The sequence below is a fragment of the Streptomyces natalensis ATCC 27448 genome (genome assembly GCF_000935125.1).
In the GTDB taxonomy this organism is placed as follows: Bacteria; Actinomycetota; Actinomycetes; order Streptomycetales; family Streptomycetaceae; genus Streptomyces; species Streptomyces natalensis.
The window spans coordinates 464,405-480,463 of sequence record NZ_JRKI01000029.1 but is presented as its reverse complement, the minus strand read 5'-3'; the positions used below and the strand labels follow the sequence as shown (position 1 = coordinate 480,463).

Sequence of the window (16,059 nt, the reverse complement as noted above, 5' to 3'; positions counted from 1 at the left end):
AGCCCGACGCTGCTCTCTGCGGCAATGGTCCAAACCAGCGTACGCCTAGGACTGGTCGTCGGGGCCGACCGCCTGAGCCGCCCAGATCGTCTTGCCCCTGGAGGAGTAGCGGGTGCCCCATTGCTCGGCGAACTGTGCGACGAGGAAGAGGCCGCGGCCTTCTTCGTCGGTGTCCTTCGCCTGGCGGATGTGCGGGGAGGTGCTGCTGCCGTCGGAGACCTCACAGATCAGGGTGCGGGTGTGCAGGAGCCGCACGTGGATGGGCTCGGCGCCGTAGCGAATGGCGTTGGTGACCAGTTCGCTGAGGATGAGCTCGGTGCCGAAGGCGACGTCCTGCAACCCCCAGTCCGCCAACTGCCGGGCGCAGTTCTTGCGGACCGTGCCCACTGCCTCCGGGTCGCGGGGGACATCCCACTCGGCGACGTGTGCCGGGTCCAGCCGCCGGGTCCGGGCCACCAGCAGCGCGACGTCGTCGGCGGACCTGGCGGGCAGCAGCGCCTGCATGACGGTGGCGCAGGTGTCCTCCGGCGCACTGTCCGGTCCGGCGAGGGCCGCACCCAGTGCTTCCAGGCCCGCGTCCAGGTCGCGGCTGCGGCTCTCGACCAGCCCGTCGGTGTAGAGCACCAGCCGGGAGCCCTCCGGCAGCGTCAGCTCGGCGGTCTCGAAGGGCAGGCCGGTGCCCAGACCCAGCGGAGGGGAGACCGGCGGGTGCAGGAACTCCACCCTCCCGTCGGGGTGGGCCACGGCCGGCGGCAGATGGCCGGCGGTGGCCGCGGTGACCTGCCCGGAGACGGAGTCGTACACGACGTACAGACAGGTGGCGCCGGTGATCGCCGTGGCCTCCGCGGCGTCCTCGTCCTGGACGTCGATGTGGGTCACCAGCTCATCCAAGTGGCGCAGCAGCTCGTCGGGGGAGAGGTCCAGCGCCGAGAAGTTGTGCACGGCGATGCGCAGCCGGCCCATCGTCGCCGCCGCGTGCAGGCCGTGTCCGACCACATCGCCGATGACCAGCGCCACCCGGGCGCCGGGCAGCGGGATGACGTCGAACCAGTCCCCGCCCACTCCCGCCTGGGCGGGAAGATAGCGGTGCGCCACCTCCAGGGCATCCTGGTCGGGCAGGCCACGGGGCATCAGGCTGCGCTGGAGCGTCATCGCCATCGTGCGTTCCCGGGTGTAGCGCCGGGCGTTGTCGATGCCCACCGCGGCCCTCCCCGCCAGTTCCTCGGCGAAGGACAGGTCCTCTTCGTCGAACGGAGGGGAACTTCCGTACCGCCAGAACTCCACCCGCCCCAGCACCACGCCCCGGGCGCGCAGGGGTACGACCGCCAGGGAATGCACCCCGTGGTCCAGGATGCGCCGGGCGCGCTCCGGGTCCTGGGACCGCCAGTCGGCAGTGCCGGCCAGGTCCGGCTCCACCCGGGAGCGGCCCTGGTCCACACCCCCCGCCGCCGCGGCGCCCGGGGCGAAGCCCATCAGCTCGCCGACGGGGTGGAGCGGATGGTCCGCCGCCAGACCGGCGATGGCCGTCCGGCGCATCTCCGTACCCGCCACGGCCGGCTCCTCGCCCTTCAGGACCGGGTCCAGCAGCTCGACGGTGACGATGTCGGCGAACCCGGGGACCGCCACCTGCGCCAGGTCCTCGGCGGTGCGCTCGACATTCAGCGTGGAGCCGATCCGTACCCCGGCGTCGTAGAGGAGCCGCAACCGCTCCCGCGCCATCTCGGCGCGCCCGGACAGCCACCTCAGCTCGGTGGTGTCGCGCAGGGTCACCACGCTTCCCTGGTGGGCTCCGTAGGGGCTGGTGGAACGCTTGTTGAGGGCCAGCAGCCGGTCCTGGGCCAGGTGCACCTCGTCGGTGGCGATCCGGTCCGACGCCAGGAGTTCGGCGGTGCGGTGGTCCAGCCCCAGGTCGCCGACCTGGCGCCCCTCCGCGTCCGTCGGCAGGTCCAGGAGCCGCCGCGCCTCGTCATTGGCCAGCAGCAGCCGGCCGTCGCGGCCGACGATGAGGACGCCCTCGCGCACCGCGTGCAGGACCGCATCGTGATGCTCGTACATCCGGGTCATCTCGGCCGGTCCCAGACCGTGGGTCTGCCGGCTCAGCCGACGGCTCACCAGCCCCGCACCGCCTCCGGCGAGTGCCAGGGCCACGACCGCGGTGCCCAGGAAGATGGGCAGCTGCTGGTTGACCGACTTCTGCACCTTCTCCACCGTGACCGGTGCGGAGACGATGGCGATGACCCTGCCCGAGGAGTCCTTGACGGGGGCCGCGGAGATCACGGAGAGGCCGAGGGCACCCTGGAAGGTCCTGGTGAAGGGTTTGCCCCGGGCGGCGTCGGCATAAGGGCCGATGACGTGCTTGCCGATCTGCCGCGGGTCACTGTGGGTGAGGGTGATCCCGTCGAGCTTGTACACGATGAGGGCGTCGACGCCGGAGGCCCTCCGGGCCGCCTCGGCGAGCGGCTGGAGCTTCGCGGTCGGATCGTTGCTGTTCAGCGCCTTCTGGAGCCCCCAGGAGTGGGCGAAGGACTCGGCGGCGGCGAGGGTGCGGTGCCGGGCATCGGTCATGGTGTCCCGTCGGCTCTGGACGACGATGGCCACCACCGCCGCCGCGACGAGCAGCACCACGAGCACCAGCTGGAGGAGGAAGACTTCCCGGGCGACGCTGCGCGTGGCCGACGAGGGCCGTGTGCGGCTCAGCCAACGCCGGAAACGCCCCGAATGTCCGGTCATGGTTCATTTTTATCCTGCGGCGCCCAGGTGCGGGCAAGGCGTGCCGCCGGCTGCGGGTCGGGCACCGGAATTCCGTCGCGGCGCCACGCGGAATCCATCCGGCATCCGGCATCCGGCATCCGGCGGACGCGGTCCGGGAAGGGATGACGTCTGTCAGGCGCAGGACGCGAGGGGTTGCGTGCGGGCGATGAGCAGGGCGACGTCGTCCGGGTCCTCGGGGCGCCGGAGTTCGCGCAGGAGCCGGTCGCAGGTTGCTTCCAGCGTGCTGTCGGGCGTGTCGAGCAGTCGGCGGAGCGTTTCGAGGCGTTCGTCGATGGGGTGGTGGCGGGTTTCGACCAGGCCGTCGGTGTACAGCACCAGTTGGTCGCCGGGGCCGATGCCGAAGGTGGTGGTCTCGAAGGGCGCGCCGCCGACTCCGAGCGGGGTGCCGGTGGGCAGCTGGAGGAGTTCGGGGTGCTTGCCGCTGCGTACGAGGGCGGGGGGCAGGTGGCCGGCGTTGGCGATATGGCATTCGGCGCGGCGGGGGTCGTAGGTGACGTAGAGGCAGGTGGCGATGTAGTGCTCCAGCCGTGAGGTGATCTTGTCGAGGTGGTGGAGGACCTGGTCGGGGGCGAGGTCGAGGTCGGCGAAGGCTCTGGTGGCGGTGCGCAGACGGCCCATGGCGGCGGCCGCGTCGATGCCGCTGCCCATGACGTCGCCGACGACGAGCGCGGTCTTGTCGCCGTCGAGGGGGAGGACGTCGTACCAGTCGCCGCCGATCTCGTAGGTGGCCTGTGCGGGCCGGTACCGGGAGGCGATCTGGAGGCCGGGAAGATGGGGCGGGTGGTCGGGGAGCAGGCTGCGTTGCAGCGTCACGGCGGCGTTGCGCACGCTCTGGTGCGAGCGGGCGTTGTCGATGCACACGGCGGCACGGGAGGCCAGCTCGGCGGCCAGGGCGAGGTCGTCCTCGGTGAAGGGCAGCGGGTTGCGGGCGCGGCTGAGGCCCAGGAAGCCGAGGATCTGGCCGCGGGCGGTGAGCGGAACCAGCATGTGGGAGTGCACCCCCGCGCGGGCGAGCAGCGTGGCGGCGCGTTCGTCGCGGGCCATCCGTGCCAGGTCCTCGTCGCCGGCGTGCGAGATCAGGATCGGGCGGCCCGTGCGGACACATTCGGTGGCCAGGCGGCCGGCGTCGAAGGCGGCGATCTGGCCGGGAGGATCGACGGCCTCGACGGCTTCGGTGGGGTAGGCGGCCTCGACCGCGAGGGCGCGGAAGACCGCAGGACCGCTGCTGCTGGCCGGGCGGTGCTCGTTCAGTACGGAGTCGAGCAGATCGACCGTGGCCACGTCCGCGATCTCGGGGACGGTGACCTCGGCCAGCTCATGGGCGGTCTGGTCCACCTCCAGGGTGGTGCCGATCCGGGCGGAGCCGTCCGCGATGAGGGCCAGCCGCTGCCGGGCCTCGGCCGCCTCCATGGCGGCCTGATAGCGGTCGGTGACGTCCACCACCAGATCGGCCACTCCGAGCACACGCCCCTGGGGGTCCTCCAGCCGGTACAGCGAGATCGACCAGGCGTGAATGTGGTTCTGGTCCAGGTCGGCGGGGCTGCGGCCGACGATCGTGGACTGGTCGACCATCGGGACCCCGGTCTCCAGGACCTGCCGCATCGCCGCCTCGGGCACCTCGAACTTCGCGGCGGTCATGATCTCGCGGTAGTGGCGGCCCAGGTGATCCTTCGCGGGAATGCCGTGCATCCGCTCCAGAGCGGGATTGACGGCCACGTACCGCAGTTCGGTGTCGAGCATCGCCAGCCCGATCGGGGACTGGGAAATCAGCCGGGTCGAGAGCGCGACATCCCGCTCCACCCCGCGCAGCGTCGAGGCGTCGGTGGCGAGACCGAGGGCGTAGAAATCGCCCCGGTCGTCCAGCAGCCGCATGCTGCGCAGTTCGACCGGCCGCGCGGTGCCGTCCTTGTGCCGGACCGGGAACGTGCCGCCCCAGCTCTTGCCGGTCTCCATGACCTCGGCGAACGTCGCGAGCACCAGATCCCAGTGCTCTTCGCCGACGAGCAGTGTCCCGGCGTACTGCCCCAGCGCCTCCGCGGCCGTGTAGCCGTACAGGTCCTCGGCCTGGGGACTCCACAACACGATCCGCCCCTCGGCATCCAGCAGCACCGCGGCGACACCGAGGAGGTCCAGAAGCCCGCTCGGCTGCGGCGGCCCGCCCGGCAGCTCACCGGGGCCGCCCGTCGGCTCGCCGGGACCGGCCGCAGGCTCACCGGGACCGGCCGGAGGCCCCTCGGCTGCGCTCACCAGGGCCTCCTTCCCGTCGACGGACCACGTAGGCGCCCGCTCACTCCGGTCTGCGGCCTGCGATGTTGTCCGACCTGCCCTCTCCGTGGAGTGCTTCGGCTTCCATGGTCCCCCAGGACCAGCCGACGGGACACCCTGCCGGGCCCTGTCCCGAGCGAGGGATCGATACGGTCCGTGTCGGAGCATCACTCCACGTAACGATCGGGTGTGGATCCCGGCCGAGCGCCTCGCGTCCCTGCGCGGCGCGCCCTGGCGGGCGACGGCGGCTCCGCCGGAGCGGTCGCGCAAGATCCACGCAGCGGACCGGAACGTGGTCCGCATCGTCCACTGACGAACTGCCCGGAGGCGGGCTGCACTTGTCGCAGCCGGGCACCTTGTGCGCCTGCACGCGTACCGACCCGTTCGCCCCACGCCCGCGTACCCGGCGGGCCAACCACCGCTGTGTGGCCGCGAATTCACCGGGGAGTGGCCGACTGACGCGCATCCCGGCAACTGCCTCCCCCTAGGAGAGGCGCTACTGTGCTCGGGTGCCCTGTGCGGCACGCCATGGCTCCTCCGGGCGTGTCTTCATCGGGCGAGACGAAGAGACCAACGGAGGGGAAGGAGCAGGCACAGGCCGTGGCCTCGACCTCCAGGGCTGACAAACAGCCCCGCAAGAAGGAACTCAAGCAGCTGCGACGGGCCTCGGAGGCGGTACTGGCACGCCTGGACCTGTCCGACGGATGCGGCATCGCCACGCTGATGGAACAACTCAGCACGGACAGAGGCCGTCCGATCCAGCTCGTACCGCTTCCCCTGGGCGCGAAGACTCCCTGCGGTATGTGGCTGGCGACGGACACCTTCGACGTCATCGTGGTCGAGGCGGACACCAGCCGTCTGCACCAGGACCACATCATCGCCCATGAGCTCGCGCACATGCTGTGCAACCACTGCGACTCCACCGGATTCGACACGGTGACGATGCGCGATCTGATGCCGAATCTGGATCCACGGCGAGTACGGGAGATGCTGGGGCGCACCAGCTACTCCACCGCGGAGGAGCAGGAGGCGGAGACCGTGGCCTCCCTCATTCTCGAACGCGTTACCCGTCCTCCGGTGGAGTCGGTGTGGAGCGTTCCGTCCGCCGATGCCGAGACGGTCGCGCGGATCGAGAGCTCGCTCAAACCGGGCCCGGGGCCCCATGCCCGGTAGGTGCTCGGCGCAGCAGCGTCCCACGGGCCGCCAGGAGGTCTGGTGACCGCCGTGAAGGCCGTCGTCTTCCCCGCGTGCGCCGTCCTCTGCGCACTTGCGCTGCTCTACAAACTGCGCGACCTGCGTCATCAGAGAAGCGATCCGGCACTGCTCGCGCTGCTCCTCGCGTTCGCCTGCAAGGGGATCTCCTTCCTGCTCTCCACGCCCTCCGTCTCACAGGCGGTGGACGCTCGCCTCGGGGTGGCCGATATCGGGGCGCTGGGCATCCATCTCCTCGGTGGCGTCGCGTCCAGCGCCGCCTTCCTCACGGCCATCGTCCACTGGGTCTACCCGCCCGAGGCCGCCCGGCGGCGCGCTCTCGTCCGGCTGCTCATCGCCGCCCTGTGCGCAGTCGCCATGATCGTCCTGTGGGCGGTGGCAGGAACGGGTGCACAACAGCGCAGCGCGCACTATCTGCTGGAGAACGCGCACCGCCCGCTGGTCGCCGCCTACCTGCTGCTCTACGTCAGCGCGTTCGGTGCCGGAATGATCGAGATCATCCGGCTGTGCCGCCGCTACGGGAGAGTGGCCGGACGGCAGTGGCTGCGAAGGGGCCTGTACAGCACGGCGATCGGCGCGAGCGCGTGCCTCGTCTACTGTCTCAACCGCCTGCTCTCGCTGATCGCGGTGCAGAGCGGACTGGACCCGCTGGACTGGGAACTGTTGACGCCGGTGGCCAACGGGATCGGTATCTTCTTTCTGGTGGCAGGTCTCACCATGCCGTCCTGGGGACCGGGTGTCTCGGAGTGGCGCCGGCTGGTCCGCAACTTCGTCATCTATCAGCGGCTGCATCCGCTGTGGAGGGCCGTGTACGCGGCCGTGCCGGACATCGCGCTCGACCCGCACCATGCCGTCCGCCTTGCCCGCTTCCTGCCCGGCGACATCAGCTACCGCCTCTACCGCATGGTCATCGAGATCCAGGACGGTCTGCTCGCGCTGCGCCCGTACATGGCCCCGGCCGTGGCCGCCGGCGCTCGGAAGTCGGCCGAGGACGCGGGTCTGTCGGGCGACCGGCTGCACGCCATGGTGCAGGCCAGATCGCTGGTGTCGGCTCTGCGGGCACGGCATGACGACCATGCGCCGGTCCGGACGTCCGGGGAGCCCGGTCCCGAGTCCGCCAAGGGCGGGAGCTACACGGAAGAAGTCGCGTGGCTGCTGCATGTCGCCCGCGCGTACACCGCTGTTCGGTCCACTGATCGCTCCACTGATCGGTCCAGTGGCCGGTCCACAGAGAGGAACGCTCGATGAAGTACCGCAAGCTGGGCGATGACGGCCCCGAGGTGTCGGCGATCGGCCTGGGCTGCATGGGAATGTCGATCGCCTACGGCGTTCCGGACGAGGAGGAGTCCCAGCACACTCTGGACCGTGCCCTGGAGATGGGCATCACCCTCCTGGACACCGCCGATGCCTACGGGCAGGGTGGCAACGAGGAGTTGGTCGGCCGCTGGCTGCGGCGTCGCGCTCACGAGCGGGACCGGATGGTGGTGGCGACGAAGTTCGGGCTCCGTCATGACGCGACCACGGGCCGGGTCGGCGACGTCGACACCTCCGCCGCATATGTGCACCTCGCCTGCCGGGCATCCCTGCGCCGCTTGGGCATCGAGCACATCGACCTCTACTACGCACATCGCCGCGACCCCGCCACGCCCGTCGAGGAGACGGTCGGTGCCCTGTCCGAGCTGGTGGACGCCGGGCTGGTACGCCACATCGGACTGAGTGAGGTCAGCCCCGCGACGCTGCGCAAGGCCCATGCCGTCCACCCGGTCAGCGCGGTCCAGGTGGAGTACTCCCTGTTCACCCGCAGCGTGGTGGAGGGCGAACTGCTCGCCACCTGCCGGGAACTGGGTATCGCCGTCGTCGCCTACTCCCCGCTCGGGCGCGGCATGCTCACCGGTGCCCTCTCCTCCCGCGACGACCTGGCCGCGCAGGACAACCGCCGGCGCTGGCCCCGGTTCGCCGACGAGAACATCCAGCGCAACCTGGGGCTGGTCGAGGCTGTACGGGATGTCGCCGAGCGGATCGGCTGCTCGCCCGCCCAGGCCGCGCTGGCCTGGCTGCTGGCTCAGGGCGAGGACATCGTGCCCATCCCCGGTACCAAGCGCCGCCGCTACCTGGAGGAGAACGCCGCTGCCGTGTCACTGGCTCTGACCGAGGCCGACCGCGATCTGCTGCGCCGGGCCGTACCCGAGGAAGCCGTGGCGGGCGAGCGCTACCCGGAAACGGCCCTGGAGAGGCTGGGGCACTGATCGGATCCACCGGGCTCCTCCGGGGCGGCGGAGGTTGCCCAACCCGTCCCTGGTTTCGGCGGAAGCGCCGGCGGCCATCTGTTCGACAGGGCGTGCCGGTGTGAAGGGGGGACCATGGCTGGGCGCGGATTCATGGTGAAGGCGGGAGCGGCCCTGGCCACCGTCCTGGCGGTGCTCTTACCGGCCACGGCACGGGCGGACGGGCCGCCGTCACCGCCGCCGTCACCGCCACCGCTCACCGACGACCGCGGACGCACGCTCACCTTGCGCGGCTGGAACGTCGAGGACAAGACGCACCGCGGCGCCGACGCGCTCAGCGCCGTCACCGAGCGGCACTTTCGCGACATGCATGACCAGGGGTTCGACTTCGCGCGCCTGCTGGTCTTCTGGGACGACCTGGAGCCGCGACCCGGCCACTACAGCGCGCGCTGTCTCCGGAAGATCGAACGGATCCTGGACTGGGCCCACCGCTGGCGCATCCAGGTCGTCATCGACGCCCACCAGGACGTCTTCGGACCGGAGTTCGGCCATCGCGGCATTCCCGAGTGGGCGACCCGCACCGACGGGCTGCCCTTCACCCCGCACCCGGAGGACTGGTTCGCCGAGTACTTCGAACCCGCCGTGCAGGCCGCCTTCGAGCACCTCTACGAGGACCGTGACCTCCAGCGGGCGCAGGCCCGCATGTGGCAGGTGCTTGCCCGGCGCCTGGCCCACCACCCCGCCGTGTTCGGGTACGACCTGATCAACGAGCCCATGGGACGGCTCCGCGCGGGCGAGGACCTTCCGACGGCCGCCCACCGCATCGAGTCCGAGCAACTCACCCCGATGTACAACCGGATCGCGGCCGCCATCCGCACGGCCGACCGCCACAGCAGGCTGTTCGTCGAACCGACCCCGATCGTCGGCGAGGGCCTGCCCACCGGCCTCGGCCGCATCCACGACCCCAAGGTCGTCTACGCACCGCACTTCTACGACGCCACGATGGAAGCGGGCGGCGACTACGACCCCTCGGCGCACTGGATCGAAGCCTACGAGAACGCCGTCACCCGTTACCCGAGCGCCCAGCACATACCGGTCGTCATCGGTGAGTGGGGCCCGCGCGACAGCTCGCTGCCCAATATGGCGCGCTTCTACGGAGATGCCCTCGCCTCCCTGGACCGCTACAGCTCCGGTTGGGCGGGTTATGAGTGGTGCTACGGAGGCGGGTACTGCGCCGTCGGTGCGGACGGCCGCTTCCTGGCCAACAAGGAGCAGACCGCGCGCCCCTACGCCCCCGCCGTCGCCGGCACGGTACGTGACCAGGGCTATGACCCTGTGGCGCGCACCTTCCACCTCGTCTACGGCTCCCCGGGGCGGCCCGGCGTTAGCGAACTGTCCACTCCGCCCACGGCCGTGGGATGGCGAGTGTCGGTTCGGGGCCCGGCCGTGGCTCGGCCGCGTACCGTGCCGGCGGGACGGCGGGGCACGGTCCGCGTGTGGACACAGCCGGGTGCCTCGGGGCGGATCACGGTGACGGTTTGTCCGCAGCCTGCCCCCTAGGCTTTCACCCGGCACCGGCCTCGACCCAGGAGCGCGCATGATGTTCGACCCCGCCTGCAATCACCCGTACCCGGACGCCCTCCGGCCGGACGCAGCGCCCGCGCCGCACGCACTGCTCGCGCCGCTGATCGGGTTCCTGGGAACCTGGGTCGGCCGGGGCCGTGGCGGATACCCGACGCTCGCCGAGGAGTTCACCTACGCGCAGGAAGTCACCTTCAGCCACGACGGGCGCCCTTTCCTCCGTTACGAGGCGCGCGCCTGGTTGATCGACGCGGACGGTAACCCGCTGCGGCCGTCGGCGCGGGAGAGCGGCTGGTGGCGGCTCCAGCCCGATGGCCGTGTGGAGGCATTGATCACGCAGCCCACGGGCATCGCGGAGATCTTGGTCGGCAGTGCGGCCGACGGGACGGCCGACCTCACCACCCATCAGCTGGCTCTCACTCCCACCGCCAAAGAGGTCAACGCCACCCGCCGCCGGTACACCCTGACCGATGAGGGCACGCTCGATTACGTCCACGACCTCGCGGCGGTCGGCCAGCCGCTGCAACACCACCTTTCGGCACAGCTCCGACGCCAGGGCTGAAGCTGGGCCGCGCCATGGGGGCACGTGTGCTCCGTCATGGGCTGGCGGCAGTACAAATTCGCCATGCCCATGCCTATACACTTCGGCCAGGTCAACGCCGCGCACTACGCGCCGGGCGGGCCAACTTACGTATTCTGCCCGGCCATCGAGGCCGGGCAGGCAACATCATGGGGGATTGCAATGTTCAATCGGCATGTTCTCAGCGTCGCGCTGGTCGTCTCCGGCGCGCTCGCCTTGACCGCCTGTGGGCCCGACGACGGCGACATGGCCACTCCCGGTTCCTCTGCATCCCCGTCTCAGAGCGCCACCGCCAAGCCGGCGGGCGACGACAAGGGCAAGGACGGCTGCCCGACGCTCGCCAAGGGCCACAAGCTCATCTGGGTCCACAACGTCGAAGGCGCGATGGCCAACATCATCGCGCGCGACGCCAAGATGTTGTGCAACACGAAGATGGACGAAGGGGCCTTCTACCACCCTGAAGGCCCCTTGAAGACGTACTCCTTCGACATGAACTCCAAGGTGACCGTCGTCGGCAAGGACGGCCCCGAGGTCCGACCGGCGACCAACACCGGCAAGACCCTCTCCGGGATCGGCCACGTCAAGGAGTGCGCGGACCCGAACCACAAGCAGTACGACAGCGGTCAGTCGAAGGACAAGATCGACGAGTACTGCATGGGCCAGAACTACTACGACGTGGTAGTGGGCCCAGACAACAAGATCACCGAAATGACCGAGCGCTACGGCTCCTGACCTCCACCGCCCGGGACGGAACTCCCGTTTGCAGAGAGTTCCGTCCCGGGCGGGGTAGCACCTCGGCGACTGGAAGACCTGGCCCCAGGCACCGGTGTCCCGGTCGACGTCGACATAGACGTGTCCGTCGCCGTGATTACCGTGGCGAGGAGATGGGCGTTAGGTCAGCTGCGGAGGAGCTTCCCATGGCTCACACCTGATCTCCGGACCGGTTGACTGCCATCGGCAAGGCATACCTGAGGATCGCCCTGCACACCGGGTTGCGATGTGTCACGGCATGGTCGAGTGGGACCAGATCGCAGCCCATTTTGCGTTTCGCCTCATAGGCGGTCTGTGTCAGGTTCAGCCTGGCCACACCCATACGGATCGCCTCTTCGATGCCGCGATAGTAGGTGACCTGGTAGAGCCGTAGGTCACGCGAGCAGTCGTAGTCCAGGCCGATACGGATCGCCACCCCGCTCTTCTCCCGGAACAGGCAGATCAGAAACCCCACCAGACGGTCCTGGTACCAACAGGTGACCGCCTTCGCCGGAATCCTCGGGTCGGTGGACAGCAGCGCCATGAACTCCGGTGTCCAGACGTCCAGTCGGGTCTCCGCACGGTCGAGTACCGCCTGATAGAGCGGCATCATGGCCGGCACGAGATCATCGAATCGCTCGCGCACCTCGATGGCCGCGTCCTGGTGACCGGAAAACTTCGCCAGGTTACGTCGGGCGACGCTCCGGCCATTCCTGGACAGGGAGGAAATGAATTCGTCAAAACTCTCGGCACGGAGGCCGAGCCACGCATCGGGAAGCCCCGGAGCCCGAAAGTATCCGGCTTTTCCCAGGGCTGGATCCAGCCACTCCAGGTCCGTCTGTGAGAAGTCCTTGAACACGGTCCACCGGGTGCCCACCGATGCGGACAGTTCCCGCACCGCGTCCACCAGAAGATGTCGGGCGGTCTCGTGAAGTCCGTCCCCGTTGCGCAGGACTCTCCCTTCTCCCAGAAGGTGTCCGCATATCAGCATCTTGATGCGCAGCGGTCTTCGCATGATGCGACGCAGAGGCCGCAGCGCTTGGCGTCCCTGGTTCCCCAGAACGTCCTCGAGAGCCAGTGACCGGAAGACACACGTCGGCAGCACGGCCCTGACCCGTTCTCCCTGTCTGACCACGAGGTATCGATAGGAATCCGGGCCGAGTCGGGTCCGTTCCATGGCCTGGAAGAGTGCGTACCCGTAGATGGGGTCGTCGGACGGCGCGAGCTTCCGCCACACATCCGGCGGGATCTCCGAGATGCTGTTGGCCACCGCGACCCGCCAGCCGGCTCGGGAATCCGAAGCCGCGTGTTCAGAGCTGCCCACCGTCAGCCTCCAAAGGGGCCAAGGACAGGTCCTCGCACTCCGTGACTTCTGCGCTCGGGCCGAAGACTCCGTGCAGCATCTTGGTCACGGTGTCCGTCATGGCCCGGCCGGCGACGGGTTCCAGGAGGTCCGCCATGCCGGGCACCCCGAGGTCGAACCGGGCATCGAACCGGACCTCGCTCCCCTCCGGGAGCGGGGCAACCGCCCAGTGACCCGCAAGGGCGACCAGGTCACCGTCGATCAGCTCGAAGTCGATCCTCAGGCGCGGCTCGTCCAGGCGGTCCCGTTCCCGCCACTTGAGGATTCCGCCGGCGAAGGCGACCTCCCAGGAGGAGATCCGGTCCCCGTCTGGACCGCGGTCAAGGGAGACGGAGTGCACCACGGGGGAATACCGCGGGAAGCTGGCGAAATCCGAGAGTGACTCGAATGCCTTCTCCGGCTGTGCGCAGGGAATACGAAAAGCGATATGAACCTGGTGCACTGCACCCCCAAATTTCCCGGGTCACGGGTCACAGATGGCATGATCTTCGGCAGCCCGGCGCGGGTCGGGTGGACCCACAGGAACCGGGAGGGAGATTTCCCGCTGGGATGGTGGTCGGTGACGGTTTCCGTCCTGTCGGATGCGGAGACACCTCTCCCCACGGCAGAGCGGGGAAACTGTGGGCCTTCCGGCACCGCCATGCTAGGTCCGGTACGAGGTCACCCGCCCGCTGGGAGTCATGACTTTCCGCCACACGGCTGAGTTCACGCTCGCCGGCGCATGACACATCCACGCGTGTCCCTCCTCACGGAGGAAAGCGGATCCGTCTCCGGTGGTGGCCTGCCGTACCCCTCCATAGAGTATTCCTCGGTTCCTGAACCCACCGGGTGCACACATCAGACCTACCGCCGCGGCTGTCGGCTGTGTGGACGAACCGTCCCGGCGGGAAGCGCGGAGGTAAACCATGAATATCTCTTCTTCTCAGTGCCCCGGGAGGAAGCCGCATGTCCGTCCTCACGTCGAGAACTCCCTATGGAAGGAAAGGGTGCCCATGCGGCATATCGAGGACGGGCCCCGGCCCCCGGACCCGCCGTCCGGAAGGCCGTCACTGAATGTTCTCCTCACCGGAGCGACCGGAGTGCTGGGCAGGGCCCTGCTGCCGAAGCTCGCCATGCACAACGTTATATGTCTCACCCATACGACCGAGATGAGCGAGCCGGGGCTGAAATCTCTGCGCGGAGACGTCCGGCTGCCCCGTCTGGGCCTGTCCCGTGGAGAATTCAAGGAACTTTCCTCGGTGACCGATGTGATCGTGCACGCCGCGGCCGATACCAGCTTCGGTGCCGAGTCCGCTCTGGTCGAGACGAATGTTGCGGGCACTGCGAGGATCGTCGAGCTGGCCCAGGAGTCCGATGCGCGACTGGTGTACGTCAGTACCGCATTCTCCGGGGTGGGTGCCGATGATGACTCACCGGCGCTGGCCTACGCCAGGACCAAGGCGCATGCGGAGCAGCTCGTGCGGGCGAGCGGCCTGCGTGCGGTCATCGTCCGGCCCTCGATCATCGTCGGCGACTCCCGTACCGGCCACATCGCCAGACACCAGGGGTTTCACAAGCTGCTCGGAGCGATGATGCGCGGCCTGCTTCCCCTCGTCCCCATGGACCCTTCCCGGCTGCTCGACTTCGTGCCTCAGGATGTCGTGGCGAAGCACATCGCCGACCTGGTCGACGGGATCTCCGACACGACGGACCTGTGGCTGACGGCCGGATCACGCGCCCTGGAACTGGGCGCGGTCGCCACCGAGATCCACGCCGCGGCGGGCGAACTGGGCCGGCCCGTTGCGCCCGTACGCTTCGTGGACGCGGATCTGTACGAACGGCTCGTCGTGCCGGTGTTCCTTGAGGCCATTCCGGTGCGAACCCGCAGGTTGTTGACGACCCTTGCAGAGCAGCTGACGCCTTATGTGTCCACCCACGGTCCGTTCCCCAGTGACGTGGGTGACCTGCCCGACCAAGTGCTCACCCTGCGTGCCTCCGTACGCCGTTGGGCACAGGCCAACGGATATGAGGCGCGCAACGCATCGGTGGCGGTCCGGTGAGCCCGGCGGATTCCGACGGGGCCCGAGCAGTCGTACTGGACCACCTCCGTGATCACGTCAACCGTGGTCATGCCCGGATCGCCTCGCTGCTCGGCCTGCCGCTGGAGGTGCGGTCGGCGGGTGCTCTGGTCTACGACGAGAAGGACACCCCCCACCTCGACTGCGGCGGGTACGGGGTGTTCCTCCTGGGCCACCGCCACCCGGATGTCGTCGACGCCGTCGCCGGGCAGTTGGGCAGGCACCCGCTGTCGACGCGTGCACTGCTCGACCCCAACCTGGCATCCGCGGCACAGCTACTGAGCTCGGTGGCACCCCCGGGCCTGCCCTATGCCTTTTTCGTGAACTCGGGGGCCGAATCCGTCGAGTTGGCGATGAAGCTCGCCCGGGCGAACGGCTGCCGCAGAGTGATCGCCGCCGAACGCGGTTTCCATGGCAAGACGTTGGGCGCGCTCAGCGCGACGGGGAACGACCGGTACCGGAACGGTCTCGAACCGCTGCTACCCGGTGTGGAGTTCGTCCCGTTCGGTGATGCCGACGCCCTGAAGGCCGTTCTGGGAAGCGATACGACGCGAGCGTGCGTACTCCTGGAACCGGTGCAGGCCGAGGGCGGGGTACGGATGCCTCCCCGGGGCTACCTGCGGGAAGTCAGAGAACTGTGCACGGAGTTCCGCGCGCTGCTCGTCATGGACGAGATCCAGTCCGGACTCGGCCGCCTCGGATCCTGGTGGGGGTGTGACGAGGAAGGCGTGTGTCCGGACGTTCTGACGACGGGGAAGGTGCTCAGCGGCGGGGTTGTTCCGGTCGCGGCGACACTGGCATCGGCCGAGGTCTACGAAGTGCTCAACCAGGACCCGTTGCTCCACTCCTCGACCTACGGCGGCAATCCCCTCGCCACCGTTGCCGCGGCCACAACCATCAAAGTGCTGCAACGGGACCGCATCGTCGAACGGGCCGGAGAACTCGGCGGTCGGCTTCTGCCGCAGGTGACCGGGGCGCTCGCCGCCGCCGGTCCGGACATCATCCGGGAGGTCCGTGGACGCGGACTGCTCCTCGGAATCGAGTTCGCCTCCGAAGCGCTGGCCGGGCTGTTCCTGACCCATATGTTCCGGGAGCGGGTGCTGACCTCTTACACCCTCAACGCCAGCAGGGTGATCCGGCTGACTCCGCCGGCGATCCTGGAGCCCGACCACATCGACTGGCTGCTGGGTTCTTTGGAACGATCCGCGGCGGCGTTGGCCGACGGGTGACCGGAGGGGGCGAACGACCCGCATC

At 69.2% G+C, this 16,059-nt stretch carries 12 protein-coding genes; 8 read left to right on the top strand and 4 right to left on the bottom strand.

What is annotated here, in order from left to right:
- Window positions 1-45: 45 nt before the first annotated feature.
- Both SNA_RS21620 and SNA_RS21615 read right to left on the bottom strand, forming a co-directional pair.
- Window positions 46-2,730 carry a SpoIIE family protein phosphatase gene (locus SNA_RS21620; protein ID WP_044366265.1) on the bottom strand — a complete coding sequence of 895 codons (2,685 nt, stop codon included), beginning with the start codon at window positions 2,728-2,730 and terminating at the stop codon, window positions 46-48.
- 153 nt (window positions 2,731-2,883) lie between these two features.
- Window positions 2,884-5,019: a SpoIIE family protein phosphatase gene (locus SNA_RS21615; RefSeq protein ID WP_078970083.1), complete on the bottom strand. Its 2,136-nt coding sequence runs from the start codon at window positions 5,017-5,019 to the stop codon at window positions 2,884-2,886.
- Between the two features lie 618 nt (window positions 5,020-5,637).
- On the opposite strand from SNA_RS21615, the gene SNA_RS21610 reads away from it, so the two are divergent.
- The 6 genes from SNA_RS21610 (at window position 5,638) to SNA_RS21585 (ending at window position 11,367) form a co-directional block, all read left to right on the top strand.
- Entirely contained in the window at window positions 5,638-6,210 is a 573-nt protein-coding gene (locus tag SNA_RS21610) for an ImmA/IrrE family metallo-endopeptidase (RefSeq protein ID WP_037789149.1), read from the top strand.
- A gap of 42 nt (window positions 6,211-6,252) precedes the next feature.
- The gene (locus SNA_RS21605; protein ID WP_051877215.1) at window positions 6,253-7,497 is read left to right on the top strand and encodes an MAB_1171c family putative transporter; all 1,245 of its coding nucleotides are present in this window, start codon (window positions 6,253-6,255) and stop codon (window positions 7,495-7,497) included.
- Window positions 7,494-8,495, top strand: coding sequence for an aldo/keto reductase (locus tag SNA_RS21600; protein ID WP_030065329.1), 1,002 nt, complete (start codon window positions 7,494-7,496; stop codon window positions 8,493-8,495). Before SNA_RS21605 ends, SNA_RS21600 begins: the two co-directional genes overlap by 4 nt.
- A gap of 114 nt (window positions 8,496-8,609) precedes the next feature.
- Window positions 8,610-10,034: a cellulase family glycosylhydrolase gene (locus SNA_RS21595; RefSeq protein WP_241779771.1), complete on the top strand. Its 1,425-nt coding sequence runs from the start codon at window positions 8,610-8,612 to the stop codon at window positions 10,032-10,034.
- 40 nt (window positions 10,035-10,074) lie between these two features.
- Window positions 10,075-10,617, top strand: coding sequence for a nitrobindin family protein (locus SNA_RS21590; RefSeq protein WP_030065333.1), 543 nt, complete (start codon window positions 10,075-10,077; stop codon window positions 10,615-10,617).
- A gap of 63 nt (window positions 10,618-10,680) precedes the next feature.
- A complete protein-coding gene (locus SNA_RS21585; RefSeq protein ID WP_157880038.1) occupies window positions 10,681-11,367 on the top strand; it encodes a hypothetical protein in 687 nt (228 codons plus the stop codon).
- Window positions 11,368-11,557: 190 nt separating this feature from the next.
- Here the strand turns inward: SNA_RS21585 and SNA_RS21580 are convergent, their stop codons facing one another.
- Together SNA_RS21580 and SNA_RS21575 are read right to left on the bottom strand one after the other, a co-directional pair.
- Window positions 11,558-12,709 (bottom strand): GNAT family N-acetyltransferase, encoded by a 1,152-nt coding sequence (locus SNA_RS21580; RefSeq protein WP_051877216.1) that lies wholly within the window; start codon window positions 12,707-12,709, stop codon window positions 11,558-11,560.
- Window positions 12,696-13,190: a type II toxin-antitoxin system RatA family toxin gene (locus SNA_RS21575; RefSeq protein WP_044366262.1), complete on the bottom strand. Its 495-nt coding sequence runs from the start codon at window positions 13,188-13,190 to the stop codon at window positions 12,696-12,698. Before SNA_RS21575 ends, SNA_RS21580 begins: the two co-directional genes overlap by 14 nt.
- 550 nt (window positions 13,191-13,740) lie before the next feature.
- Here SNA_RS21575 and SNA_RS21570 point away from each other — a divergent pair.
- Window positions 13,741-14,787, top strand: coding sequence for an SDR family oxidoreductase (locus SNA_RS21570; RefSeq protein WP_051877217.1), 1,047 nt, complete (start codon window positions 13,741-13,743; stop codon window positions 14,785-14,787).
- Window positions 14,784-16,034, top strand: coding sequence for an aspartate aminotransferase family protein (locus tag SNA_RS21565; RefSeq protein WP_078970081.1), 1,251 nt, complete (start codon window positions 14,784-14,786; stop codon window positions 16,032-16,034). The genes SNA_RS21570 and SNA_RS21565 overlap by 4 nt, the downstream gene beginning before the upstream one ends.
- The last annotated feature ends 25 nt before the right edge of the window (window positions 16,035-16,059 follow it).

Bases quoted from the DNA above. Each gene is read 5' to 3' on its own strand.
- SNA_RS21620 (WP_044366265.1), bottom strand. From the start codon at position 2,730: ATGACCGGACATTCGGGGCGTTTCCGGCGTTGGCTGAGCCGCACACGG.
- SNA_RS21600 (WP_030065329.1), top strand. From the start codon at position 7,494: ATGAAGTACCGCAAGCTGGGCGATGACGGCCCCGAGGTGTCGGCGATC.
- SNA_RS21595 (WP_241779771.1), top strand. From the start codon at position 8,610: ATGGCTGGGCGCGGATTCATGGTGAAGGCGGGAGCGGCCCTGGCCACC.
- SNA_RS21590 (WP_030065333.1), top strand. From the start codon at position 10,075: ATGTTCGACCCCGCCTGCAATCACCCGTACCCGGACGCCCTCCGGCCG.
- SNA_RS21585 (WP_157880038.1), top strand. From the start codon at position 10,681: ATGCCCATGCCTATACACTTCGGCCAGGTCAACGCCGCGCACTACGCG.
- SNA_RS21570 (WP_051877217.1), top strand. From the start codon at position 13,741: ATGCGGCATATCGAGGACGGGCCCCGGCCCCCGGACCCGCCGTCCGGA.